Origin of the sequence: Undibacterium sp. Ji83W (genome assembly GCF_049340385.1) — a bacterium.
Lineage (GTDB): Bacteria > Pseudomonadota > Gammaproteobacteria > Burkholderiales > Burkholderiaceae_D > Undibacterium.
The window spans coordinates 1-24711 of record NZ_JBMPOZ010000037.1 but is presented as its reverse complement, the minus strand read 5'-3'; the positions used below and the strand labels follow the sequence as shown (position 1 = coordinate 24711).

21 protein-coding genes are annotated in these 24711 nt (G+C 49.1%); 16 read left to right on the top strand and 5 right to left on the bottom strand.

From position 1 onward, the window contains the following. Positions 1-110: 110 nt before the first annotated feature. Positions 111-2306 carry a DUF4214 domain-containing protein gene (locus tag ACO0LD_RS30620; RefSeq protein ID WP_423013120.1) on the bottom strand — a complete coding sequence of 732 codons (2196 nt, stop codon included), beginning with the start codon at positions 2304-2306 and terminating at the stop codon, positions 111-113. Positions 2307-2435: 129 nt separating this feature from the next. On the opposite strand from ACO0LD_RS30620, the gene ACO0LD_RS30615 reads away from it, so the two are divergent. Together ACO0LD_RS30615 and ACO0LD_RS30610 are read left to right on the top strand one after the other, a co-directional pair. Next, positions 2436-3017 (top strand): DNA-3-methyladenine glycosylase I, encoded by a 582-nt coding sequence (locus ACO0LD_RS30615; protein ID WP_423013118.1) that lies wholly within the window; start codon positions 2436-2438, stop codon positions 3015-3017. 138 nt (positions 3018-3155) lie between these two features. Next, positions 3156-3608 (top strand): DUF4124 domain-containing protein, encoded by a 453-nt coding sequence (locus ACO0LD_RS30610; RefSeq protein WP_423013116.1) that lies wholly within the window; start codon positions 3156-3158, stop codon positions 3606-3608. Positions 3609-4052: 444 nt separating this feature from the next. Here ACO0LD_RS30610 and ACO0LD_RS30605 read toward each other — a convergent pair whose 3' ends face one another. The 4 genes from ACO0LD_RS30605 to ACO0LD_RS30590 all read right to left on the bottom strand — a co-directional run bounded on the left by ACO0LD_RS30605 (position 4053) and on the right by ACO0LD_RS30590 (position 8511). Beyond that, positions 4053-4934 carry a peptidase gene (locus ACO0LD_RS30605; RefSeq protein ID WP_423013114.1) on the bottom strand — a complete coding sequence of 294 codons (882 nt, stop codon included), beginning with the start codon at positions 4932-4934 and terminating at the stop codon, positions 4053-4055. Between the two features lie 150 nt (positions 4935-5084). Then, positions 5085-5891, bottom strand: coding sequence for a transglutaminase family protein (locus tag ACO0LD_RS30600; RefSeq protein ID WP_423013112.1), 807 nt, complete (start codon positions 5889-5891; stop codon positions 5085-5087). A gap of 14 nt (positions 5892-5905) precedes the next feature. After that, entirely contained in the window at positions 5906-6856 is a 951-nt protein-coding gene (locus tag ACO0LD_RS30595) for an alpha-E domain-containing protein (RefSeq protein ID WP_423013110.1), read from the bottom strand. Positions 6857-7071: 215 nt separating this feature from the next. Next, entirely contained in the window at positions 7072-8511 is a 1440-nt protein-coding gene (locus tag ACO0LD_RS30590; RefSeq protein ID WP_423013108.1) for a circularly permuted type 2 ATP-grasp protein, read from the bottom strand. A gap of 317 nt (positions 8512-8828) precedes the next feature. Between ACO0LD_RS30590 and ACO0LD_RS30585 the strand changes: the two genes are divergently transcribed. From ACO0LD_RS30585 to ACO0LD_RS30520, 14 genes are all read left to right on the top strand, one after another. Beyond that, positions 8829-9920 (top strand): cytochrome-c peroxidase, encoded by a 1092-nt coding sequence (locus ACO0LD_RS30585; protein WP_423013106.1) that lies wholly within the window; start codon positions 8829-8831, stop codon positions 9918-9920. Between the two features lie 295 nt (positions 9921-10215). Beyond that, positions 10216-13896 (top strand): IPT/TIG domain-containing protein, encoded by a 3681-nt coding sequence (locus ACO0LD_RS30580; protein WP_423013104.1) that lies wholly within the window; start codon positions 10216-10218, stop codon positions 13894-13896. A gap of 58 nt (positions 13897-13954) precedes the next feature. Next, positions 13955-19438 (top strand): RHS repeat-associated core domain-containing protein, encoded by a 5484-nt coding sequence (locus ACO0LD_RS30575; RefSeq protein ID WP_423013102.1) that lies wholly within the window; start codon positions 13955-13957, stop codon positions 19436-19438. Continuing rightward, entirely contained in the window at positions 19435-19833 is a 399-nt protein-coding gene (locus ACO0LD_RS30570) for a hypothetical protein (RefSeq protein WP_423013100.1), read from the top strand. Before ACO0LD_RS30575 ends, ACO0LD_RS30570 begins: the two co-directional genes overlap by 4 nt. 55 nt (positions 19834-19888) lie before the next feature. Further along, complete coding sequence (locus ACO0LD_RS30565; protein WP_423013098.1) at positions 19889-20218, top strand: hypothetical protein; 330 nt, start codon at positions 19889-19891, stop codon at positions 20216-20218. 5 nt (positions 20219-20223) lie between these two features. Next, positions 20224-20487 carry a hypothetical protein gene (locus ACO0LD_RS30560; protein ID WP_423013096.1) on the top strand — a complete coding sequence of 88 codons (264 nt, stop codon included), beginning with the start codon at positions 20224-20226 and terminating at the stop codon, positions 20485-20487. A gap of 12 nt (positions 20488-20499) precedes the next feature. Continuing rightward, positions 20500-20913 carry a hypothetical protein gene (locus tag ACO0LD_RS30555; protein WP_423013094.1) on the top strand — a complete coding sequence of 138 codons (414 nt, stop codon included), beginning with the start codon at positions 20500-20502 and terminating at the stop codon, positions 20911-20913. Between the two features lie 114 nt (positions 20914-21027). After that, the gene (locus ACO0LD_RS30550) at positions 21028-21246 is read left to right on the top strand and encodes a hypothetical protein (RefSeq protein WP_423013092.1); all 219 of its coding nucleotides are present in this window, start codon (positions 21028-21030) and stop codon (positions 21244-21246) included. Between the two features lie 179 nt (positions 21247-21425). Next, positions 21426-21719 (top strand): hypothetical protein, encoded by a 294-nt coding sequence (locus ACO0LD_RS30545; RefSeq protein WP_423013090.1) that lies wholly within the window; start codon positions 21426-21428, stop codon positions 21717-21719. A gap of 28 nt (positions 21720-21747) precedes the next feature. Further along, a complete protein-coding gene (locus ACO0LD_RS30540; protein WP_423013088.1) occupies positions 21748-22146 on the top strand; it encodes a hypothetical protein in 399 nt (132 codons plus the stop codon). Positions 22147-22319: 173 nt separating this feature from the next. Beyond that, positions 22320-22796 (top strand): hypothetical protein, encoded by a 477-nt coding sequence (locus tag ACO0LD_RS30535; RefSeq protein ID WP_423013086.1) that lies wholly within the window; start codon positions 22320-22322, stop codon positions 22794-22796. Between the two features lie 215 nt (positions 22797-23011). Next, complete coding sequence (locus ACO0LD_RS30530) at positions 23012-23410, top strand: DUF6258 family protein (protein ID WP_423013084.1); 399 nt, start codon at positions 23012-23014, stop codon at positions 23408-23410. Between the two features lie 154 nt (positions 23411-23564). Continuing rightward, positions 23565-24050 (top strand): STY0301 family protein, encoded by a 486-nt coding sequence (locus ACO0LD_RS30525; protein WP_423013082.1) that lies wholly within the window; start codon positions 23565-23567, stop codon positions 24048-24050. Beyond that, positions 24047-24580, top strand: coding sequence for a hypothetical protein (locus ACO0LD_RS30520; RefSeq protein ID WP_423013080.1), 534 nt, complete (start codon positions 24047-24049; stop codon positions 24578-24580). The genes ACO0LD_RS30525 and ACO0LD_RS30520 overlap by 4 nt, the downstream gene beginning before the upstream one ends. The last annotated feature ends 131 nt before the right edge of the window (positions 24581-24711 follow it).

Sequence of the window (24711 nt, the reverse complement as noted above, 5' to 3'; positions counted from 1 at the left end):
AGATCAGGTGACTGATCAAAGTTTTTCTTGATTCAACAGACAACACAGCAGACAACAAAAAAGCGCACAATGTGCGCTTTTTTGTTGTTCACTTCGTTTACTTCATTTGCTTACCTGGCTTGCATATTCGCCGATTTGAGCAACTTGATATTCCGCCATGGCTGCATGCTCTTGTCGCGTATTGGTGAGCCGTCCAGCGGTGGTGGCGCAGGGCTGAAGCCTGCGGCTGGGCAGGAACCTGTGTTGGCATAGGTCAGTGCAGCAGACAGGCGTGATTCGCTTTGATTGCCCAGCTCATGATTCAAGTCATCAGATACTCTGCACAAGGGTGAGAAGCCATTGGTAAAGTCTCCCTGGCCTGCAGCATTGACACCGGCAAACTGAATTGCAAAGTACGCCGTCTTGCAGTTATTGGTTTGTACGAAACCATATGGCTTGCCACAGGTGGTGTCGCCAACCAGGATGACTTGCATGAAAGGCTTCAGGCCATTGATGATGGATTCACTGGCTGAGCAGGTACCACTGCCAGTCAGGATGAACACTCGTGGCAGGTTTAACTGTGGCAAGAAGCGGTTGCTGGTATCCGTATCATAGAAGTAAGAGATATTGTCTGCCGTCAGGTCGGTATGCTTGTCATTGAACTGCAATTGTTCAAAGACTTTGTTGACGACCTTGGTACCGGCGATCATGGCTGCCAATTCATTGGCAATATACAGATAACCGCCGCCGTTATAGCGCAGATCCAGTACCAGGTCATCAATACGCGCGGTCTGGAACTTGCGCATGGATGTAACCAGTGGTGATTCTGCTGTGCGAATATGGTCAGTGAAGACCATGTAACCGATCTTTTTACCATTCACATTCAGTATCTGGTCTTGCAAGACTGGCGCAGTCGTCACTGTAGTGGATGTCATGCTGACGTTGCGGCTGGTGCTGGCATTGGTGTCCTGCACCCTGAAGCTGTGTGTCTCAGCTTTTGGCGGGAACAGGGCATCGTACTGGACATCGCTAAGGGAACCACCGAGATCAGTATTGTCAACACTCACCAGTGTGGTGCCACGCTTCAACTGCGCAATGTCAGCAGGTGACCCAGGTTGCACGTAACGTACACGTATCTTGCTGCCTTCACGTACCAGGCTATAGCCATAACTGACATCTTCACCAGACTGGAAGTAATCATCTATGCTGCCCTGCGCATCAGTGAAGCTGAACCTGTCCTTGGACTTGACGATCAGCGCATCGAAATAACTGGCAGGTGTGCTGTAGTTTGTTGCCGGTACATTGACAATATCGCGGTACCAAAGATACACATCGTCCAGATGGGCACGTACCCAGGCCTTTTCACCGGTAGGGGTGCATATATTGGCCAGTTGATCAGGCGAACCATAGATGCCTGTCGTGCCTGGGGTGATGAGCGAGGAGTTAATCGGGTTACCGCTGACACCGATCAGATCACGCGCAGCGGTGGTTGATGTGCTGGTGACTGCAGCAGCAATCGCCATGGTCTTGGTGATATTGTCATCCAGCGTCAGATAACTCAGGCCTTGTTGCACAGCAAAATAATTGGCTATATCAAGTTTGTTATTCAACAGAGTTGTGACCCAACCCCAGGTAGCATCATTGGCATATTCACGGGCCGATACCAGGATGGCCCTGACCATGCTGCCCTTGGGCGTGCCACTTTTTAACTGGCTGGACCAGTAATTGATCTCGGCCGCTGTCGGTGCCGTACTGCCAGTGCGGCCCAGCACATTTTTATAAATGATGCGGATAAAATCATCATTGCTCATGCCGCTGGAGTAACCAGTCAAGGCAGGTGATTGCAGGGCGACGAGATAAAAACTCTCGGCAATTTGCGATTCATTCATGCCAGCCTGTACCTGGTCTATCCAGTAAGACAGGCCATCAGCATCAGGCACGCGGTTGAAGAATGCCACATACAGATCAATCAGATTATTCAGGCTGGTGACAGAAAGTGCCGCAGCCTTGTCACCAATGCGCAGATTGACGCGAAAATCGCTGAATTGCAGGACATTCGTTGTAAGAGGAGCGCTGATAGGGGCAGCTCCGCCCACCATATCGACAATCACATAAGTGGACCCCAGCCGTGAGATCATATAATTCTGACGCTTGCCTGTGAAGCTCATGACATCGGCGGCAGTTGCTGCCTGTATGGCTGGTGCTGGCGCTGGTGAGACGGCTGCCTGTTTGGCATCCTGGTTACTGCTGCCACCACAGGCAGTGAGGATCAGGCTCACTGCAGATAAGGCGAACAGATTTTTACTGCTTTGCTTAAAACGCAACATGGTGGTTCCACTATCTGATGACGAACGACGATTCTAAAAGAAATGAGTAGAATGTCAATTCGAATTGAAAGATTTTGTTAAAAGTATGCTTTTCCCACATGATATATTACTCCACATGGTTTTTTACGTATGAAAACACGCTGTAATTGGGCTAACCCCTCTAACCCCCTGTACCTGCATTACCACGATCATGAATGGGGTGTGCCCTGTCATGATGAAGTGCGCCTGTTTGAAATGCTTAATCTTGAAGGCGCACAAGCTGGTCTCAGTTGGGAAACCATACTCAACAAGCGCGAAAATTATCGCCTGGCTTTTGATGGTTGGGATGCCAAAAAAATCGCCGCTTATGATGACGAAAAAGTCGCTGCCCTGCTGGCCAATGCCGGCATCGTCAGAAACAAGTTAAAGGTCGCCGCTGCCATCACCAACGCCAAAGCCTATCTGCGCCTGTGCGAAGAGCAAGGCAGCCTGGATGCCTATCTGTGGGCCCATGTGAATGGCAAGCCCATCATCAACAGCGGCGAGCGCATTATCACGACAGAGTTGTCTGACCGCATCTCCAAAGACTTGCTCAAGCGTGGCTTCAAGTTTGTTGGCTCGACCATCATCTATGCCTATATGCAAGCCATAGGAATGGTGAGTGATCATGCCGCCGATTGCGCATGGCGAAAAACTAAGACTAAAAAAGTGAGCTTGAGCGAGGCTCAATGAGATTGAGTGAGATTAAAATTGACCAACAGCAGTGAGGCGAGGAATGCGCAAACTGAGTTTGCAATTCCTGGTAAAACCTGTGATTTGTGTCGGACCGCAAGCGCTGATATTGTTCTCCATCGATTAGAAATGTAAAAAATGAAGCAAACTACCTTTAAACCAGTCTTGTTCGCGGCTTGCCTTAGTCTGGTATGCGCAACGTCGGCTCATGCCGAGATCTATAAATGGGTCGATGCAAACGGCAAAGTGCATTATTCCGAAAAAAAAGATGATGCTGGCAAGGCCAAAGTGGAAGAAGTAAAGGTCACAACTGGCGAAGGAAAACCATCTACAGCGCAAAGCTGGCAAGACCAGGAAATCGACTTCCGCAAGCGCCAGATGGAAAAACAGGCAAAGCAAGCCAAAGAACCAGTCGATAAATCTAAAGGACCTTCTCCCTTTGTACCAGGCAATCAGCCTGAAACCAATGAATCACGCTGCGCCATGGCCAAGGGCATACTGAACGGTGATCTGGTACACGGCAACCGGATCAAGATTGATGCCAATGACAAGGCGATTGCTCAGCGGGATGTGAGTACCTATTGTCGTTAGGGATTCATTCGAATAAAAACACAAAAAGGCCATGCAACTGAGCCTTCAGTTTCAGGCATGCAGTAATATTGATTGGGGAGAGAAATATGGCATCATCATGGGACGGACCTGGACCGAAACGCAAACTTGAAGACATGCATCGGTATAGTTGCTATATGTACGGCTTGGGAACAATTTTTTTGCGCTTGGCATATTCGCAACTGGTGGTCAGTCAATTCCACATATTGCGCTATTTATCCTTACTGCGACTTTATCTTTTGCTCACTTTAAATTGAGTGCTGCGGTTGAGCAAGACAAGACATGGAGTCGCAGCGCATCTATGGCTTTGGCTTGTCCATTACTTTTGGGTTTTCCCATCGGTACTTACTTGGGCGTCACGATTCTCATCAATGCCGTCAGGTACGAACCCTAGTAAGCGCTAGCCTGCCTGCAAGGCAATAATACTTACGCCTGCTTGGTATTATTCGGCTGTTGCGCCAAAGACTGCAAAGGTGATGGTGTAGTCGTGTTCATATCCCGCAATTCTGGTGGCACTGCTACGCGCACGGGTTTGCTGTGCATATTGGTGGCTGACAGGACATTGCCCTGTATCTCGGGGCTGGCGTTCCAGACCGGGTCAGCGATGCTTTCAAAGACAGACTTCAATTGCAGACCCCAGGTATTGCGTATCATCTGGAAGTACTGATTTTTCTCATCGATAGTGACGAAGTGGGTAACCGCCAACTCATTGTCTGCATACACCAGCAAATCCAGTGGCAGACCCACCGACACATTTGAGCGCAAGGTAGAATCCATTGATATCAGCGCGCATTTGGCAGCTTCATCAAGTGGCGTGGCCGGTGTCACGACGCGGTCTAAAATGGGTTTGCCATACTTGGCTTCACCTATCTGGAAATAGGTACTTTCATTGTGAGATTCGATGAAGTTACCAGCAGAATAAATCTGGAAAAGGCGGCAACGCTCACCCTTGATCTGGCCCCCAAAAATCAGGCTGACATTAAAGTCTATGCCAAACTCTGACAGCGATTTGGCATCGCGGTGATGCACAGTGCGTACGGCTTCACCAAGTATGCGTGCGGCTTCATACATATTTGGTGCAGTCCAGATGCTCTTGCCATTGGCATCAACATGATCAGATACTAACTGCCGGATTGATTGTGAAATCGACAAATTACCCGCAGTCATCAAGACCATGGTGCGATCACCAGGATTTTCAAACACCGACATCTTACGGAAGGTGCCCACCTGATCCACGCCCGCATTGGTGCGTGAGTCGGAGAGAAACACCAGCCCGGCGTCAAGGCGCATGCCAACACAGTAAGTCATAGTACCGATTCTTGATCTGTCGAAACTTGAATTCTACCCCAAAGCAGGGCATTGAAATACGCTTGTCACATTTGTATGCAATGCCTGTAACAATTGACGCACGCGTCAATTGGGACCTTATTGAGACCTTATGGGGACGTTATTGTGACGCTATCGGGGCGTCACCTGCACCGTCACGCTCAGGGTTTCAAGTCCGCCACCACGGCGCACACCGCGCACAGGTGCAGCAGAATCATAATCACGTCCGATAGCCAAACGGCAATAGGCATCGGTCATCAAGGCAGCATGAGTGGCATCAACACTGACCCAGCCGCTATAGTCGCTATCTTCTACCCAGGCATCGACCCAGGCGTGGCTGTCGGCATGGCCTGTAGATTCAGGGTCGATATAACCAGAAACATAACGTGCCGGGATGCCACGTGCATGACAGCAAGCCAGCATGATATGGGCATGGTCCTGGCAGACACCACGACCTAGTTGCAGGGCATCGCTGGCACTGGTCGTGACTATGGTTGCACCAGACTGATACTCCACCGCACCACGGATGTGCGTTGCCAGATTTAATAGTGCAGCCGTCGTGGTCTTGCCGCTGTCCGGTAAATGACTGCGTGCAAAGTCCACTATCGCCGGTACCGGCTCAGTCAACCTGGTCGGTACGGTAAATACCAGTGGTGAAAATGTATCTGGATCAGTGATGCGCCCTTGATAAGGCGTTGCCAGCTCGACCACGCCCTCGGCGATAATGGCAACCTCATGATGCTGGCCAGTGATGGTCAGCGTATGCGAGGGATTGCCATAAGCGTCGATATACGCATGGCGTTGCCCGGCAGTCTTGATTTGCCAGGAGATGGCATGTTGATGCTGCTCGGCACGCGGCGTCAGGCGCAACTGCTGTATGGTGTAAGTCAGCGGTGCTGAATACTTGTAAATAGTCTGGTGACGTATAAAAAGTTGCATGATATTGTATTTTCTCAGGCCGCCAGCGGCACCAGGAAGTCGCGGCTGACACGGTTACCCAGATCAAAAATGTTTTCCAGGAAACGCGTCAGGTTGTCATGCAAACCTTCTGCCAATATCTCTTCGATGCGGGCAAATTGCAATTCTGCATGCAGCTTACCAGCAAAACGCTCGGTATCGGCTGAGACATCATTGCGCACTTCCTTCAGGTTGCCGACTACTTCATCCATGCAGGCCAGCAGAGAACGTGGCATGTCACCACGCAGCATCAGCAATTCTGCCACCCGTTCTGGCGTGATGACATCGCGATAGACCTTGCGGTAAATCTCAAAGCCGGATACTGAGCGCAGCAGCGCTGCCCAGTAGTAAAAATCTCTTTGCAAATTATCATTGCCACGGCTGCTTTCCTTGGCACCATGGAACTTCACATCCAGTATGCGTGCGGTATTGTCGGCGCGTTCTATGAAAGTACCGAGGCGAATAAAATGCACCGCTTCATCCTTGAGCATGGTGCCCAGCGTCACGCCGCGCGACAAATGCGAGCGGTACTTGACCCATTCAAAGAACTGGCTGGGGTCGTTTTCCAGTATCGTGTCTGACAAGTTTTCCTGCATGTCCAGCCAGGTGGCATTCTGGGTTTCCCACACCTCAGTCGTCAGCGTACCGCGCACGGCACGGGCATTTTCACGCGCTTCTTTCAGGCAGGATGCGATAGAGGACGGGTTCATCGGGTCCCTGACCATGAAGTCCAGCACATCTTTTTTCGTCAGCAAACCATATTGATGGTCAAAGGCAGACTGCAGTTCAGAGATACCCAGCATGGCACGCCAGCCACGCTCAGCATCTTCGGCTGACTGCGGCAACATCGAAGTCTGGATATTTACATCCAGCATACGGGCGGTATTTTCAGCACGCTCGGTATAGCGCGCCATCCAGAACAAATGATCAGCGGTACGGCTCAGCATATATTTTCTCCCAACTTAAATTTTTTCTAGGACTAGCGCAAAATTGTCCCAGCAAGGCTATCGCTTTAGGAAACATCCCTTGTAAGGGATGTTCGTTACGTTGGCGGACAACACATTGTCCGAAACCCCAACTACACCGTAGCGACGAAGACAGTACTTTAGTACGGCTAGGCGCTGCAACGCAGCTGGGGCGGTTTTGCGTTAGTCCTACTGATTTAATTTTCAAGTATCCAGGTATCTTTGGTCCCACCGCCTTGCGATGAGTTGACGACCAGCGAACCCTCCTGCAAGGCCACCCGCGTCAGGCCACCAGGCACCATCGAGATAGTTTTGCCAGACAACACAAAAGGACGCAAATCAATATGGCGCGGGGCAATGCCGCTCTCAACAAAGGTAGGGCAGGCCGACAATGCCAGCGTAGGCTGGGCGATATAACCATCAGGCTTGGCCAGCAAACGCTGGCGGAAGTCTTCTATCTGCGCCTTGGTCGAAGCCGGGCCTACCAGCATGCCGTAACCACCCGCACCGTGCACTTCCTTGACCACCAGTTCACCCAAATTCGCCAGGGTATAAGACAAGTCTTCGGGCTTGCGGCACTGGTAAGTTGGCACGTTGTTCAAAATCGGTTCTTCAGTCAGATAAAACTTGATCATGTCCGGTACAAACGGATAGATCGATTTATCATCTGCGACGCCCGTGCCTATTGCGTTCGCCAGCGTCACACGGCCAGCGCGATACACCGACAACAAGCCAGGCACACCCAGAGAAGAGTCAGGCCGGAAAGCCAGCGGATCAAGAAAGTCATCATCAATACGGCGGTAAATCACATCAACACGTTTGGGCCCACGCGTGGTGCGCATGAAGACCGCATTGTCATTCACGAATAAATCCTGGCCTTCTACCAGTTCCACACCCATTTGCTGGGCCAGGAAGGCATGTTCAAAATAGGCAGAGTTATACATGCCCGGCGTCATAACCACCACGGTAGGGTTATCCACGCCCATAGGAGCGACTGAGCGCAGGTTATCCAGCAACATGTCAGGGTAATGATCAACCGGTGCAATCTTGTTACGCGCAAACAGCTCAGGAAAAAGCCGCATCATCATCTTGCGGTCTTCCAGCATGTAAGACACGCCGGACGGCACACGCAAGTTATCTTCAAGTACATAGAACTCACCCTCGCCAGCCCGCACAATATCCACACCTGCAATATGGGCATAAATGTCAGAAGCGACCGAAATACCCTGCATTTCAGGGCGATATTGAGCGTTTTTATAGATTTGTTCAGCCGGGATAATGCCCGCCTTGATGATATTCTGGGCGTGATAAATATCGTGAATGAACATGTTCAGCGCCTGCACCCGCTGTGCCAGGCCCTTTTGCAACTGCGCCCATTCACCCGCATGAATGATGCGCGGGATGATGTCAAACGGGATCAGCCTCTCCGTACCCGCATCATCACCATACACGGCAAAAGTAATACCCACACGCCGAAAGCTCAAGTCCGCCTCGGCCCGCTTGCGTTTCAATCGCTCGGCCGGTTGCTGCGCCAGCCAGTTGCAAAACTCACGGTAATGTTCCCGCGTCAATTCTCCGCCCGCGCCACCCGATACAGCGGCATCATAGGCGTGCATTTCATTGAAAAACTTGGCCATGTTCTAGTCTCTTGGTTACGGTTCCATTACAGCATATCAAGAAACGTGCCAGATAACATTGTGGCTAACCGTAGCGTGGTTTTTTTGTCGTTATCAGTAGGACTTACGCAAAACTGCCCCAGCTGCGTTGCAGCTCCTAGCCGTACTAAAGTACTGTCTTCGTCGCTGACGCCTTGCTGGGACAATTTTGCGTAAGTCCTACTCAAGAAATCTGGCAAAAAGAGCGGGGTGGTCTTTGACACTACACCAGATTAGCTGAACCGACGATAGTACAATGTTCATTTTTCTATCAAAGCTCAGGTTGTATGCCTAACAAAATGCGAGCACTACTATGTCTGTTGATGTTGTCAGCCACTTGCCGCCTGGCGGTTTCTGAAGACCGCAATCAACAGGCATTGACGGGTTTGCCAAACATGGCACAAGCAGCAGATGTCGCCAAAAGCAAACTGGGCCAGCAGATCTTTTTTGATAAAAACCTGAGCCGTGACGGCACCATAAGTTGTGCCACTTGCCATCAGCCGCAACTGGCTTTTAGCGATGGTAAAAAACTGGCAGAAGGTATCAAGGGACAAATTGGCACCCGCAACACCCCCAGCCTCATCAATGCAGCCTTTAATCAAAGCCAGTTCTGGGATGGCCGCCGCAGCACGCTTGAATCCCAGGCCATTGATCCATTTTTAAACCCGCGTGAACATGGCCTGCAAGACCAGCAAGCCATCCTCGCGGGTTTAAGCAAAGCTCCAGCTTACCGCGCATTGATACAGCAAGCCTATAACATCAAGCCAGCCGCAATAAGGCTCGAACAAGTCGCCAGTGCGCTGGCAAGTTTCGAGCGCACCCTGGTAGCAGGTGACAGCCCGTTTGACCGCTATTACTTTCAGCAAGACAAATCCAGCATCAGCCCCGCTGCACAACGCGGCCTGCAACTTTTCATGGGCAGTGCTCTATGCATCAACTGCCACAAGATAGAAAAGACGCATGCCTTGTTCGCCGACAACCAGTTCCATGGCCTGGGCGTAGGCTTTAAAAAGATTGAAGCCCGCCTACCTGAACTGACACAACGCCTGGTGCGCGCGCAAGAACAAAAAATCAGCCTGGACCAGGCAGTACTCAGCGATGAAGACATCGCAGAACTGGGCCGTTTTGCAGTCACACTCAAACCCGCAGACATCGCCAAATTCCGCACACCCAGTCTGCGCAACGTCGCGCTGACCGCACCCTATATGCACGACGGCAGCGTCGCCACGCTGGAAGCCGCAGTTGAAATGGAGATTTATTACCGCAGTGCCGAATCACAAAAGCCGCTGATACTCACCCCTTTGGAAAAAGCAGACCTGGTTGAATTTTTAAAATCCCTGACCAGTGCACCTTTGCCCAAGCATCTTTCATCAGCCCCAATGTCCAAATGATGTAGTGTTGGCAGCCGTGAGTGGGGATATTAAATTACTGCCATATTTTTCATCAGAAGTCTTGATTTTTAAGACAATAAAAGTAAAAAATAAATAAGTGAGCTTGCTCTCTTTGCATTATAGTTGTGCTGAATGCATGACTTAAATATAAATTAACTATTGTTCGTCCGTATCTTTACGGACTTCAGCCCCGATGCTGACAATGGATGAACGCAAAGGGATGACAATGCAGCACCGGTTTTGCCTGAAACATGGCCTTTTACACTTGTTGGCAATTGTGTTGGCAGCATGGAGCATGGTCATCCAGCTTTTTACAGCGCGGCCCCAGCGGGCCTTACTGTTGCTGGTATTTTGCCTGGGTAGTCATCTCGCATCACCTGCGTTGGCTGCTGAAGTCCAATATGTGTATGACAAACTTGGCCGTTTGGTCAGCGTGGTAGCGGCTGATGGCAACAGTGTGCAATACACTTATGATGCCGTTGGCAATATCCAGAACATACAAAAGAACGCCACTACGGCACTTGCCATTGCCGAATTTTCTCCCTCTAGTGGTAGTGCTGGCACAACGGTCACCATCTTTGGCAGCGGTTTTGATGCCATAGCCGCAAACAACATCGTCAAATTCAATGGCAAGCCCGCAACGGTGACAGCCGCCACAGCAAACAGCCTGACAGCAAACGCGCCAGCAGATGTCGCGACAGGCAAGATCACGATCAGCAACGCCAATGGCCTGGCCACCAGCAGTGCAGATTTTGTGGTTGGTGTCGCTGCAGCTCCCACTATCACTGGCTTCACTCCTACTATGGGTAGTAATGGCACGGTGGTGACTGTCAGTGGCAGCAACTATCAATTGAATAAAACCGACAACAAAGTCAGCTTTGGCAATAGCTTTGCCGCAGTGTCTTCTGCCACAAGCAGCAGCCTGCTGACCTCGCCACCAGCGTCGCCAGTATCGGGGAAAATTTCCATCTCTACGCCTTACGGGCAGGCTATCAGCTCCAGTGATTTCTATGGTTTGCCAGCTGGTGTGAGTTCGGCGGATATAGGGTATGCGGGGCGGTTGTTAGTCAATACGCCTGCTACGAAAGTATCGACAAGCACAGCTGGTAAGAAAATCGTGCTTCTGTTTGAGGGTGTAGGGCAGCAATACCTGTCTTTGTTATCGACAGCCGGAACATTTGCTGCCAACGTAAATGTCGCGGTGTACACGCCAGACGGCAGTCTTCTTGTCACTGGCAGTATCTTAAATACAGGCAATTTCGAATTGCCGAAATTACCTATCAGCGGAACATACACAATATTGCTTACACCCGGTTCAAGTGACAAAGGCGAATTGAACCTGGCTCTGATGTCTGCTGCTGCCATAAACACAGAAACCGCCTTACCCCTTAGTGTTTCGGCAGGTCAAATGCAACGTTTTACTTTTACAGCAGAGGCAGGCAAGACATTTGGATTCAGTTTGGCTGACTTGTCATTTACTGGTACCGGCTCAGGCACAAAAAATATTACCGTCTATCTGGAAAACGCAGACGGCAAAGCCTTGTATAACTGCAGCTTCTCTGTCAATAACAGTTGTGATTTTTATGGGCCGCAATGGTTCGCTATAGCAGGCACTTATATTTTACGTTTTGTTCCAAGCTCTACCTATGTAGCCAGCTTCAAAGCCTTGTTGTCAAAAGATATTGAGGCCGGAAATCTTGTGCCAACTGCTGCTCCGCTGAATTTGACCATAGCATTGGCTGGCCAGAACGGTCGCTTTACCTTTAATGCAACTGCAGGGCAAAATATTAACCTGCTGGTCAGTGGCAATACTCTGCCAATAAGTAATAGTAATTCCATCTGGATTTATGCACCAAGCGATGGTGTGTCAGAGTGGGCATCCTATTCATTAAGTGGTGCTACTGCATTCATAGCCTTCAATAAGGTTCCAGAAACCGGTACTTACAGTATTCTGGTGAGCCCTCCAGGTCTTGACAAGGGCAGTATCAACTTGCAATTGCAAACGGATGCTGCGGGTGCCTTGGCTGTCGATGGTTCAACCAACATCAATTTACCCATGGGTCAGAATGGCCGCTACACTTTTACTGCCGAAGCAGGTAAAGCTTATGGTCTTGGAATAACGAACCTTGCATTTACAGGCACCAGTCCAAATTCCAAGAACCTCAAGGTCTACCTGGAAAAGACAGACGGTACAGCTATCTACAACTGCAGTTTCACTGTAGACAGTAGCTGTGATTTTTATAATCCTCTATGGTTTGCAGCCGGAGGCACCTACGTGATCCGTTTTGTGCAGAGTACACCTTATGCAGTCAGTTTTAATGCAGTCCTCACAAAAGATATCGCAGCAGGGAATCTAGTATCAGGTGCCGCACCATTAAACCTGACTACGACTTTGCCCGGGCAGAATGGGCGTTTCACTTTCAATGCCACGGCTGGCCAAAGTTTCAACCTCGTGATTACAGGTAACACCATGCCAATCACCAGCAGCAAGACTGTCTGGATTTATAAACCCAGCAGTGGCGGTTCTGAATGGACATCTTATTCCTTAGGTAGCACAACTGCGGTGTTCAATCTGAACAATCTTCCAGAAACGGGTACTTATACTATCTTGATAGACCCTTTGGGTCTCGACAAAGGCAGTATCAACCTCCAGTTGCAATCTGACGCTAAAGGAACGTTAGCAATAGATACTACTACTGCCGTGAATTTACCCATGGGGCAATATGGCCGCTATACCTTTATCGCTGAAGCAGGAAGGGCCTATGGCCTTGGTTTGACTGGCTTGAATTTCACAGGCACCAGTTCAAGCGCAAAAAATGTCACGGTATATCTGGAAAAGGCGGATGGAACGGCTATTTACAACTGCACATTTACTGCTGATAGTAGCTGTGATTTTTATAATCCAAATTGGTTTGTGGCAGGTGATACGTATGTTGTACGCTTCGTACAAAGTTCATCATACGCTGTTAGTTTCAATGCATTGCTGTCCCGGGACATTGAAGTAGGAAATCTTCTCCCTGGTGCTGCGCCTCTCAATCTGACCACGATATTCCCTGGGCAGAATGGACGCTTCACCTTCAATGCAACTGCCGGGCAAAGCTTCAATTTGGCGATTACAGGCAACACTATGCCCATCACCAGCAGTAAGACCGTTTGGATTTATAAACCCAGCAGTGGTGGTTCCGAATGGGCATCTTATTCCATAGGTGGCACGCTTGCCGTGTTCAATTTGAATAATCTCCCAGAAACCGGTACTTACACTATCTTGATAGATCCTTTGGGTCTCGACAAAGGCAGTATCAACCTGCAATTACAATCAGATGTCGCTGGCACTTTGGCAGTTGAAGGTACTACCGTCGTGAGTCTGCCCATGGGGCAATACGGCCGTTATACCTTTACTGCAGAAGCAGGCAAAGCCTATGGTTTTGGTTTGACTGGTTTGAATTTCACAGGCACAGGTTCAGGCACCAAGAATCTCACTGTTTATCTACAAAAAGCCGATGGTACGGCAATTTATAACTGCACATTTACTGTCGACAGCAGCTGTGATTTTTATAATCCACAATGGTTTTCCGCTGGTGGAACCTACGTGTTGCGCTTCGTGCAAAGTTCAACTTATGGCGTCAGCTTTAATGCCTTGCTGTCCAAAGATATCGATGCAGGTACATTGGTGCAAAACGCAACAGCGTTGACCCTGACCACTAACCGCGTTGGACAAAACGGTCGCTTCACTTTCAACGCAACTGCTGGTCAAAGTTTTAGTCTTGCGATTACCGGCAATACCATGCCCATTACCAGCAGCAAGACAATCTGGATTTACAAACCCAGCAATAGCGGCACCGACTGGACATCGTATGCACTTAGCGGTGCGAGCGCAAATTTCGCTTTAAATAATCTGCCTGAGACTGGTAACTACACTGTTTTGATTGATCCCTTGGGCTTGAGTACGGGCAGCGTCAGTCTGCAGCTTAAATAACATGACACCGACCAAACCCAGCTCAATATTCAGGGCAATGCCCAAAGATAAAAATTGCATGCATAAAGGAAGCCGCACCGTGGCAATTCAAGCACCTACATTTTCCAGCGTTCGCGCTACGACAGATGATTACCTGGCAAGGCTGCTGCAATGGGGCTTAAGCATATTTGCTTTGTTCTTGTTGTCCATGTCAACAGCGAGTGCTGACAATCTCAGCACAACACAAGAAAAATCACAAGCACTGATACAGCAACTCGCACCCCAGCCAGCCCGGTTGCCGGGACAATCAGCGACACAACTGACAGATGGTCGCTGGTTATTGCTGGGCGGTGCAGACAATGCAGTGATCATTGAAGATACTAAAACCGGCAAACGCAGTTCACTCGCCAGCAAGTTGAAGCAGGCTCGCAGCCATCACACAGCGACCCTGCTACCCAACGGTAAAGTATTGATCATAGGCGGGGTAGATGCCAGCGGCAATGTCGTCACCAGTCTTGAACAATATGATCCCGACAGCGACAAGTTCAGCGACGTTATTAATCCTGGGCTGATCGCCCGTAGCGGGCACACCACGACTTTAATGGCCGATGGCAAACTGCTCATTGCCGGTGGTGCCGACAGCCGCCAGCGCCTGCTCTATGAGGCCGAACTTTATAATCCCCGCAATCAAAACCTGGAGCGTTTCAACGTCAAACTTGATACCGCCAGGCGCGATCATGTCGCCACTTTATTGCCAAGTGCTCAGCTATTATTATCCAATGGCCTGGATAGCAGTTTGCAGCCAGTCAGCAACGGTGAATTGTTTGACCAGCAAAGCCAGCGTTTCACCCTGATACAAAAAGAACGCGTTCAACAAATTGCCAGTGCCTTGCAAAGCACGGCTGCACCTGCCATTAAAGACAGCCAGCCTGCGCCAGATGCACAGGCTGTGCCAGTAGACCAAAGCCTGGTCATACGTTTTGCCCAGCGCATGCAAGTCAGCAGCCTTAATAGTGACAGTGTCACCCTCATGGGGCCGCATGGTGTTGTACCCGTCAAAGTTGTTGCTGCTGAATACGGCGTACTTTTATTTGTCACGCCACAGCAAGACCTGTTGCCAGCCAGCAGGTACACATTATTCGTCAAAGGCGCACTTGATCACGCTGAACAGGCATTGCCATTCAGTGCCGTTGGCTTTGAAACTGCGCAATTCGACAAAGTGCAAGTCAGTTCGGGTAACGGCAACGTTCTTGCAATCGCTGGTAATAATCCTGCAATACAAAACGCTACTGCGCAAACTCTGGCAAGTAAGGGCTTGGCAACCAGTATCCCTGTACAAGCAAATCCAGCGCCTGAGGCAGCAGCCAGCACAGCAGCAAATACCTCTGCTACCACCCTGAGCACAATCGAAAAAAATGCCCTTGCATTAGCAAACAGCAGCAATCAGCCAGAAGCCTGGCACCCCGATGCACGTCACTTTAAAGGCGACTGGCGCGCACGCCGTGGCGACAGCCCCTTACAGGCATTGCCAGCTTTGCAGGCAGCCAAAGGTGAAACCGCACTTGCAGGTCAGGTGCTGGCACTGAATGGCCGTGGCCTTGCCAATGTCACTATCAGCGTTGGTCAGCAAAGTACAAAGACTGATATTACCGGCCGTTTCTTGCTGAGTAATCTCCAGGCAGGCCAACAGGTGCTTGATATTGATGGTCAGACCGTACAAAAGTCAGGAACGCAATATGGCTTTTACCAGACCCGTGTCACTCTTGCTGCTGGTAAAACAACTGCACTCACGTATCCTATCTGGAGCAGCGCACTTGACCCCGCAGGCAACATCAGCGTCGCCTCGCCAACCAAACAAGAAACCGTTGTCTCTTCACCGCGCATACCCGGTCTGGAGCTGCGCATCCCGGCGGGCACGGTTATCCGCGACCGCAACGGCAAGATCGTTACAGAACTTAATATCACCGCCATCCCTGTTGATCACCCACCTTTCCCTCTCCCGAGTCTGGGCGTGCCCGTGTATTTCACCATCCAGCCCGGTGGTGCCATACTCAGCAGTATCAATGGCAAAGACCAGCCCGGTGCAAGACTGATTTACCCGAACTTTGGCGGTGCCGAACCCGGCACACGCATGGAATTCTGGAACTATGATGCGCGCGGCAAGGGTTGGTATGTGTATGGTCACGGTAGCGTCAGTGCTGACGCAAAACAAATCATTCCGGACGCAGGCGTCGCAATTTATGAATTTACTGGTGCCATGGTCGCCAAGCCAACCACTGCACCTGCCGAAGGCCCCACCGTTGGTGGTTGCCGTTGCGGTGACCCGGTTGATGTATTTACTGGTCTGTTCCTCAATGAAAGTACTGACTTGCAGGTCAACGACATCGCTCCTTTAAGTGTCGCCCGCAGTTACCGCCAGCGTGATCCAGACTCACGTGCTTTTGGTGTCGGTACCAATTTGTCCTACGACATTTTTTTAGTGGGTAATAGCACAGTCTGGTCTTATCAAGATCTGATTCTGCCAGACGGCAGCAGTCTGCATTTCCCGCGCATTACTCCTGGTACTGATTATCAGAGTGCTGTGTATCAACATACTGGCAGCAACACTGCATTTTACGGAGCCACCGTACGCTGGAATACACCGCTCTGGAGTTGGATCATGACCATGAAAGATGGCACTGTCCTGCAATTCCCAGAAGCGATGAACTCCAACTCCGCCCGTAAAGGTGCCTTGAGTTCCATACGTGATCGTCACAACAATACCCTGACCATGACACGGGACACCAACGGCAACCTCACAAAAATCACCAGCCCCAGTGCCCGCTACATCCAGTTCACTTATGACGGCTATAACCGCATCACCCTCGCCACAGACAATATTGGCCGCAGCGTCAAGTACGACTACGACACCACCGGCCACCTGATCAAAGTCACTTATCCAGACCAGACCTTTGAAGCCTTCACCTACGACACCAAACACAACATGCTCACCGTGCAAGACAGGCGCGGCAAGCTCATGGTCACTAATGTTTACGACGCCAACAACCGCGTTATCAAACAAACCTATGCTGACAACAGCACCAACCTGTTCGTCTACACACTCGACGGCAACGGCAAGGTAACGCAAACCGACCACACCGACGGCAACAGCATCGTCACCCGCTTCATCTTCAATGCCAACGGCCACGCCACCAGCGTCATCAAGGCACTAGGCCAGCCAGAGCAGCAAACAACTAGCTTCGAACTTGACCTTGTTACCAACCTGCGGCTCTCAAGCACAGACGCCCTGGGCCGCAAGACCAGCTACACCTACGACAGCAAAGGCAATCAACTCAGCCAGACCTATCTGCCCAGCACAGCCGACGCCGTCACCAGCAGCGCCACCTATAGCAGTGACTACAACCAGGTCACCAGCATCACCGACGCCCTCAACCAGACCACCACCTTCACCTATGACAGCCTCGGTAAGCTGCAACAGATCAAGGACGCCCAAAACAAAGTGCTGCAATTTGGCACCAATGCCGCAGGCCAGTTGACCCAGTTCACCGACGCCCGCAACAAAACCACCCAGTTCGGCTACGATGGCTACGACCTCAGCAGCATCACCGACCCGCTCAACCGCAGCGTCATCCTGCGTACTGACGCCATAGGCCGCACCGTCAGCAGCACTGATCCGCTCAACCAGCGTAGCATCAGCAATCTCGACAACCTCGACCGCGTCACCAGCACCATCGACACCAACAACCAAAGCACAGGCTTTGGCTACGACAACAACGACAACCTCACCAGCGTCACCGATGCCAATAACCACAGCACTCAGTTCACCTACGACAACCGCAATGCAGTCATCGGCAAGACTGATGCCCTGAATCAAGGCAGCAGCATCGTCTATGACAACAAACACCGTGTCATCCAAAGCACAGACCGCAAAAACCAGATCACCAAACACACCTACGACAGCCTCGACCGCATCATCAAAACCACCTTTGCCGACACCAGCAGCATCACCCGCAGCTACGACACCGGCAACCGCCTCACCCAACTGACAGACAGCACCAACGGCAACATCGGTTTTAGCTACGACAATCTCGACCGCGTCACCCAGGTCACCAGCCCCAAAGGCAGCATCAGCTACACCTACGACGCCAATGGTCAGCGCAGCAGCATGACCGTCGCAGGCCAGCCAACACAAAGCTACACCTACGACAAGGTTGGCAGGCTCACCCGTATAGACCAGGCCGCAGGTGCCATCAACAACAACCTGGCCCAGAACATCCAGTTTGTCTACGACGACGCAGGCCGCCTCACCAAAACCACCTACGCCAACGGCATCACCCGCGACAACAGCTATGATGACGCAGGCCAGCTCACAGTCATCACCTACAAAAAAGCCGACAACAGCTTCATCGGTGACCTGGCTTACACCTACGACGCCAATGGCCGCCGCACCAAGACCAGCGGCAGCCTGGCAAAGACAGATCTGCCCGACACAATAAGCACAGCCAGCTACGACGCCAACAACCGCCTCACCACCTGGGGTAGCCAGATACTCAATTACGATAAAAACGGCAACCTCACCAGCGACGGCCTCAAAAGCTACATCTGGAACGCCCGCAACCAGCTTATCCAGATCAAGGACAGCACAGGCACAGAAGTCGCCAGCTTCAGTTATGATGCACTCGGCAGAAGACAGACTAAAACCATCAATGGCGTCAGCACCGGGTTTATGTATGACGGCGTCAACATCGTGCAAGAACTCAATGGCGCAAGCCCCATCAACAACTACATCAGCGCTGGAGTAGATCAGGTATTTGTGCAGCAAAGTGGGACAGGGTCAAGTGCCAGCAGTCTGACTTATCTCACCGATGCACTTGGTTCCACCATCCGACTCACAAACGCGACAGGCGACAAGGTTGTTGATTACAGCTACGATCCTTATGGTAATACCAAGGCAGATGCGGTTGTCAATAATTCTTTCCAATACACTGGGAGGGAGAATGACGGGAACGGGTTGTATTACTACCGTGCGCGTTACTATGCACCGACCACACACCGGTTTATTTCGGAAGATCCGATTGGGCTTAGAGGGGGGATTAACGGGTATGGATACGTTGGAGGAAATCCTGTTAGTTATGTTGATCCTAGTGGCCTTCAGTTATCAGTAGCGGGGCGATTTGGACTCATATGCGGAATCAATCCTGCATGTCGTGCTGCAGTCGCGGGACTGGCAACAGTCATTGTTGCAAAGGCAGTAATCGAGTGTAAGGTAATGTATGGTAAAGTCAAAAATTGGATTGCTCAAGCAACTTCACCTGATATCGATACAAACAGCGGAGATAAAGAATCAACTGCTACTGACCAGCCTGCCCAGCCGAACGAAAACAATTTAGACAAGCTTCCAGAGAAGAAAGGTAACAAAGCTTCTCAAGATGCGGGATATATTGATGCGCATGACGCCAAGGATGGTCGAGGTGATAGTAAGGTCAATATATATAACGACAAGACAACGGGTCAAAAATGGCTGTGGGACGGTAAGAAGGGCTCCGAGAAGGAAATATTATGAATAGAGAAAAGTCGGTTTCGCTTACGCTCCGAGGTTTTGATCGTACTGCTCAAGATGCTGCATCGCTCATTGGTGTAAACCCATCGCGTCTTGGGAATCGTGGCGAGCCAGTGCGGCCAAGCGTCAGAACGTTGTTAACACGCTCCTATGTCCAATACTCGATGCGCTTTCCAAGTGAATATTCTCTATGCGATATGCTTCCTGATTTTCTTGCCTTTATGGGAGGGGTTGACCACCTTTGCGATGTGCAAAGCCAAGTGCAGCCGGAGTTTTCTGAGTTTCATTTTGACTTGCCCGTGAAAGAGTCTGATGAGTCACAAGAAGGATATCTTTCGACAAAGGACATTGGAGATATTTCTCAACTCAGAGCCAGCATCTCGCTCGGTTTTTTTTGAAATGTTGGAGCGACGAGGTCAGTGCTGAAATTCGGACACGGCCTCGGCAGTAGCGGTGGACAACCTGCCCTGCCGCTGCGCGTCACCTGATATTGATACAAACAGCGGAGAGACCAAGGGCGGGAAAGAATCCACAGAACACGCGGATCATCGTGCCGATGAAGTCATCACTGACGCTAACCGTCAGGTTGGTGACCGAAACAAGGTTGTTGAGAATGGCCGTAAGTACATTGATGACCATACAGGGAACACGGTCTACGTTGATGGGGATAGAGTCGTGATAACAGATCACGATGGGAATTTCGTAACGCAATTTAAGAACCATAGAAAGAATACAAATAGTAGGGTAGAAGAGGGACGCTGGATCCCGGTCAATAATTGGTAACCATAATGGAACTTTTTAGAGAAATCATGATTTGGAAGCGTCTTGACGAGGTATCGGCCGTTAGATATTCCTGCTTGAATGATTTGCAAAATGGTAAATTTGCTGTGCAAAGCGCCGATTTTTTCCGGTTGCCTTTGGACGGGCACGCGGTAATTGAATCCTCAAGGCAATTCGCTGCGTTCTTTATTGAAGTTGGGCCACATGAACGGTGCTCATGGTTCGATTCGCTTGAAGAAGCAATATTCAATCATGAGAACGAATTCTCGTGAGGAAATATGAGTATGCTTGAAGTGCCCATGTATCGACAAAACGGGACTCGCGTTCAACTGGTGGATTTGTTGGCGAAGGTGCCAGCAAATGACTGGGCCTGGAGCATCCTTGAATTCGATGGTGTTGGCCAGATGCCAGCCAACGACTCGGTTCTTGAGTTTCAGAAGAGGGTGCGCCAGCAGTCTCTCGGCTTAGTTCTGACATGGAGCGAAATCTCAAGATTTGCAGAAACAGTTGAATACACTATCGATTGCTTAATCGTTGCAGTATCGCGCATTGATCGGTTGGAGATCAATAAGTTATTGGCCGACGACTTTCAAGAATGCGAGATCGGCATTCGTGCAATCGACAGCACGGAGTGGATTCTATTTGCTTCAAATCGGACCATTTTAGATGGGTTGGAAGGCGCAACTCGCCATTCGTAGACTACTTGTATCCTGTTGAAAGCTTTGCAAATCGAAAAGAACTGAGTGATGGCTATCCATTTTTATTAATGTATATGTGTTCTTTATCATTTAAAAAATGCTTGATGAGAAATTATGAGCGGAAATGAAAAAGACTTAGGAAAATTTGTTCAAGATGCCATAGATGAATGGTCGGACGTGCATGCAGGTGATGCAAAGGCTGCGAATGCAAGGATTCGTGCAGCTAAAAAATGGTTGCTCGATGCGCAAAGGGAGAGGTTGTCCTCGATTTACTCTTACCTTTATTGGAGCACGAAGCGGCGTCTGTTAGGTTCGCAGCCGCTGCACATTTAATTAATCACGGAGGTAAGGAACAAGCAGTTGTCGTCCTACGTGATTTATTAAAACAACCGAACCTGATTTCAAGCTCGGCCGATGCTGTACTGCGTATCCATAAAATCCCCGTGACTTCATGAATTATTTTTTGCAGTCGTAAGCTATTCAGATTACAGCAGTATTTAAATAAAACGAATATGACTATTTACTGGAACAAAACTTCAATTCCTGCCCTGAAGGGCTTGTCCAAAAAAGATCAATCAGCCATGGTTCGCCCGGTTCTGGGTGCAGTCTGGAGGCGTTGGCAAGTGTGGTTGCCTGTGTTAGTGCAAACGACGTTATTTCTGTCGTTCATCATACTTGCGCCGCAATTCCCCTATCGCCTTCCTCTTGTCGTTGTCGCGGTGTACGTAACTGTCAAGTTGGCACATCTGCCTTTCAATCATTTTCTGGCGCTTGAGTTGGAAAAAAAATGCCTAAACAAAGCATAGAAAAATCAATTGAGGATGACAAGTGATTATGAGATTTAGTATCTCAGGTGACTTCGATTGGGAGTCAAACATTGATAAGGTTTTAGATGTATTTTCCGACAATAACTACCGTTCTTATTTTCAGGAACGAGATTATGGTACTGGATTGATTGGGATTACCATTGTTTTTATGTGCCAGGATCCTGCTTTGAATCTGAAACGGCGAATAAGATTGTCGAAAAAAGAAAAGAAACTATATGTAGATATGATGCTTGATTTGCCGCAAATGAAAAGCGCTGATTTGGTCAAGAAAAAAATGATAATGTCTGAATTACTTCTGAAAGAAATTCCAGAGATCGTTTCAAAATACAAAATTGATGATTTTGATTTGCAACGTTTCATCGAAGATTTTCAACAAAAATTTCGTATCACGCTGCCTGTGCCGTAAAACGTGTCTTCACATCGGCTAAGCATGCAAGGGTTGTTAATGGCAGCAAGAGTTTAAGCGATTGTCGCTGAAATGGGAAGGATCAAGGCATTACTTCCATCTGCAAGACCTTGGGTACTACCGCTTGCAGCGAGACTGACAGCAGATGGCCTGCCATGTTGTCATGGAATTGAATGCAGAAAATTTTGTGTGAATTTGGAAAGGCGGACACTGTGGATGCAAATAAAAATGTGATGGGAAAAATTACCATCTTCACAGTAATGTGGATCGTCCTTGTCGCATTATTTGGATTGGGAATGGTTGCTCTTTTCGACGTCGAAAATCCTCTTGTAGCTCTAGCGGTATTCGTCGCTGGGTGTTTGGGATCGGTTGTCGCATATCGATTAGTTTTGAATTTGATTGGCAGACTCAATTTCTTGCCCAGTTGCCGAAATAAGCAATGTAGTGCTAGAAAATATGTCTTTGAACGTCAATCTGAGGAAGGTGCTTATTATCGCTGTCAATGCGATGATTTGTATCTGCTCACAGAAAATGATCATTTTGAGTTTGCGACCCCAGATGGCACAAGGCAAGCATACCGATGCAGGTACGAGTCTCACGGACAATGGTGGTCAGCGCCCGAGATTTTTGAAAAATACCGTAAACCTTAGTGCAGATCACGTCACGGATATCAAGCCAACTAAGCTTGTGAAGCTGAAAGGCTTTACAAGCCAAAGAAAGCTGAGCGAGACTTCATTAGCTAAGTAGAAATAACAAGCATGGTAAAAATTGATGCGAGTTAGACAGATCAGCAAAGCTTGTCACTAGATATTGTCGTTCCTTCTAACAGCGGGCCTGCTCATTGGCCAATTAATTAGGAAATGAAATGACTCCAATAGAATTTTATCGAACCATTTACATTGGTGATCGTTGGTGCAAGGAGGTTATGATTGATGGAGTAGCGAGAGAGATCAAATTAAAAATAGATTTGATTTCGCGAGTACGTGGTGCACAGTGGGATTACTATGCTGATGAGGACCTTCCAGATGGCTTTATTGTTCTGGAAAATGTAGATAGATTTGAATTTTCACCGCAAGGTCTTATTCCCAACGATTGGATAGATTTCATCTCAGTCTCTGAAGTAGCGGAAGAGGGCTGCTATAAGTTTGATTTTAGCTTGGGTGCTTGCACGTCTGAAACTGCGGCACCTACTGAGGTAACACTAACAGTTTTCGCGAAAAAACTTTGCTTAGCGGATGCGACCGGACATAAGATTCGGATCTGATCTACTACACCCACCTAAATATGGGATAAGGGTAGCTAAATCAATTAAGTATTGCGAGCGACGTTGAATCGAAAGTCCGATTAATCGGCAGTGTGGGGGATCGAATCTTGATCAGTTGCCTGCTCTGTCTATTCTGTATAGTTCCTGCTGTTCCATGAAAATTCTAATATTGCTGATGACGCTTTTTCTAGGCTGGTCTTGCGCCGGAATGGCACAAACTTGTCCACCGACGATACGCGGCAGCATCACACTTAAAACTATAACTCCTGGTTGGAAGGCTAAGTCTGCTTACCAGAAATTGGCCCTGGAACGCGTTTCGATTATTGACGGGCCTATGTTGCGTAATCCGTCAGAACCTGACGCTGAACTGAAGCCAATGGAAAAAGATGGAAATCAGTACTGGGCGTTTGGCGCTCCCATCGGAAGAAGGGAAATGTGGATGCGCTGTGAGTATGCTAAAACATCTGTCACATTGAGTAAGCAAATTCGCTCAGATACGGCACTGTGTTTTCAGCGTAGTGACCTTAATCCAGAGAAAACGATCGGGAATGAAGTTGTTGCCATGTGCGTAGATTCGTCGCATAAAGCTAACGAAACGCTTCAGCCATACCAAGCGCAATCCTTTTTGCCCAATAAATGAAAAAATTTTTCTTGAGCATGCTTGTGACAATAGGGGCAAGCTGGTTTTTCCCTGTCAGCTTTATAGTTGGAACCACATTAAGCATGAATGCTATCTGTCACTACAATCACTGTACGCGTGATATGGAAAGAGGTGATTCGATAGCGCCGCAGTTTCAAGTGATGGTCCGATTACCATCCAAAGATAATCAGGTATTTCCAGTACTTTTTACGAGTCTGAAAAAATTCAGTGAAAAAAATCCTGATGCATCTTTTCACGTGATCATCGACGAAGGAAAAACAGTTGATCAATCTTGGGAATTTTCTGTTCAGTCTCAAACAAATGAATATCAAATTATCGAAGCACGTCAGTTAGATGATGTCCGTATTGATGTTAAGTATCGTGCGTCCAATTTATCCGTTGAGCCATTAACTTCCAAAGTGATGAGTTCCGGGGTCTTATTTTCGTCAATACCTTTTGGATTGATTTTTGCATGGCTGGTTTGTTTTTTTGCGCGGGGTATAAGAGGACGAATGGGTATTCAAAGCTAAACACTTAGGGAATGTCTGATTAAGTTCTAATTTTCTTCAATTTCAAAATCATGTTCAGGCAAAAGCATGAAATGCGTTGCAGGAACATGATGATCTTCATAAATTGGGGAACATCTCCCCCATCTGTATCA

What these genes read in the sequence shown, in the direction of transcription:
- ACO0LD_RS30570 (WP_423013100.1), top strand. Translation starts at nt 19,435, where the DNA reads ATGAATAGAGAAAAGTCGGTTTCGCTTACGCTCCGAGGTTTTGATCGT.
- ACO0LD_RS30615 (WP_423013118.1), top strand. Translation starts at nt 2,436, where the DNA reads ATGAAAACACGCTGTAATTGGGCTAACCCCTCTAACCCCCTGTACCTG.
- ACO0LD_RS30595 (WP_423013110.1), bottom strand. Translation starts at nt 6,856, where the DNA reads ATGCTGAGCCGTACCGCTGATCATTTGTTCTGGATGGCGCGCTATACC.
- ACO0LD_RS30605 (WP_423013114.1), bottom strand. Translation starts at nt 4,934, where the DNA reads ATGACTTACTGTGTTGGCATGCGCCTTGACGCCGGGCTGGTGTTTCTC.
- ACO0LD_RS30535 (WP_423013086.1), top strand. Translation starts at nt 22,320, where the DNA reads ATGCAGAAAATTTTGTGTGAATTTGGAAAGGCGGACACTGTGGATGCA.
- ACO0LD_RS30585 (WP_423013106.1), top strand. Translation starts at nt 8,829, where the DNA reads ATGCGAGCACTACTATGTCTGTTGATGTTGTCAGCCACTTGCCGCCTG.
- ACO0LD_RS30575 (WP_423013102.1), top strand. Translation starts at nt 13,955, where the DNA reads ATGCATAAAGGAAGCCGCACCGTGGCAATTCAAGCACCTACATTTTCC.
- ACO0LD_RS30600 (WP_423013112.1), bottom strand. Translation starts at nt 5,891, where the DNA reads ATGCAACTTTTTATACGTCACCAGACTATTTACAAGTATTCAGCACCG.
- ACO0LD_RS30560 (WP_423013096.1), top strand. Translation starts at nt 20,224, where the DNA reads ATGGAACTTTTTAGAGAAATCATGATTTGGAAGCGTCTTGACGAGGTA.
- ACO0LD_RS30545 (WP_423013090.1), top strand. Translation starts at nt 21,426, where the DNA reads ATGACTATTTACTGGAACAAAACTTCAATTCCTGCCCTGAAGGGCTTG.
- ACO0LD_RS30530 (WP_423013084.1), top strand. Translation starts at nt 23,012, where the DNA reads ATGACTCCAATAGAATTTTATCGAACCATTTACATTGGTGATCGTTGG.
- ACO0LD_RS30610 (WP_423013116.1), top strand. Translation starts at nt 3,156, where the DNA reads ATGAAGCAAACTACCTTTAAACCAGTCTTGTTCGCGGCTTGCCTTAGT.
- ACO0LD_RS30550 (WP_423013092.1), top strand. Translation starts at nt 21,028, where the DNA reads ATGAGCGGAAATGAAAAAGACTTAGGAAAATTTGTTCAAGATGCCATA.
- ACO0LD_RS30555 (WP_423013094.1), top strand. Translation starts at nt 20,500, where the DNA reads ATGCTTGAAGTGCCCATGTATCGACAAAACGGGACTCGCGTTCAACTG.
- ACO0LD_RS30520 (WP_423013080.1), top strand. Translation starts at nt 24,047, where the DNA reads ATGAAAAAATTTTTCTTGAGCATGCTTGTGACAATAGGGGCAAGCTGG.
- ACO0LD_RS30590 (WP_423013108.1), bottom strand. Translation starts at nt 8,511, where the DNA reads ATGGCCAAGTTTTTCAATGAAATGCACGCCTATGATGCCGCTGTATCG.
- ACO0LD_RS30620 (WP_423013120.1), bottom strand. Translation starts at nt 2,306, where the DNA reads ATGTTGCGTTTTAAGCAAAGCAGTAAAAATCTGTTCGCCTTATCTGCA.
- ACO0LD_RS30525 (WP_423013082.1), top strand. Translation starts at nt 23,565, where the DNA reads ATGAAAATTCTAATATTGCTGATGACGCTTTTTCTAGGCTGGTCTTGC.
- ACO0LD_RS30540 (WP_423013088.1), top strand. Translation starts at nt 21,748, where the DNA reads ATGAGATTTAGTATCTCAGGTGACTTCGATTGGGAGTCAAACATTGAT.
- ACO0LD_RS30580 (WP_423013104.1), top strand. Translation starts at nt 10,216, where the DNA reads ATGGTCATCCAGCTTTTTACAGCGCGGCCCCAGCGGGCCTTACTGTTG.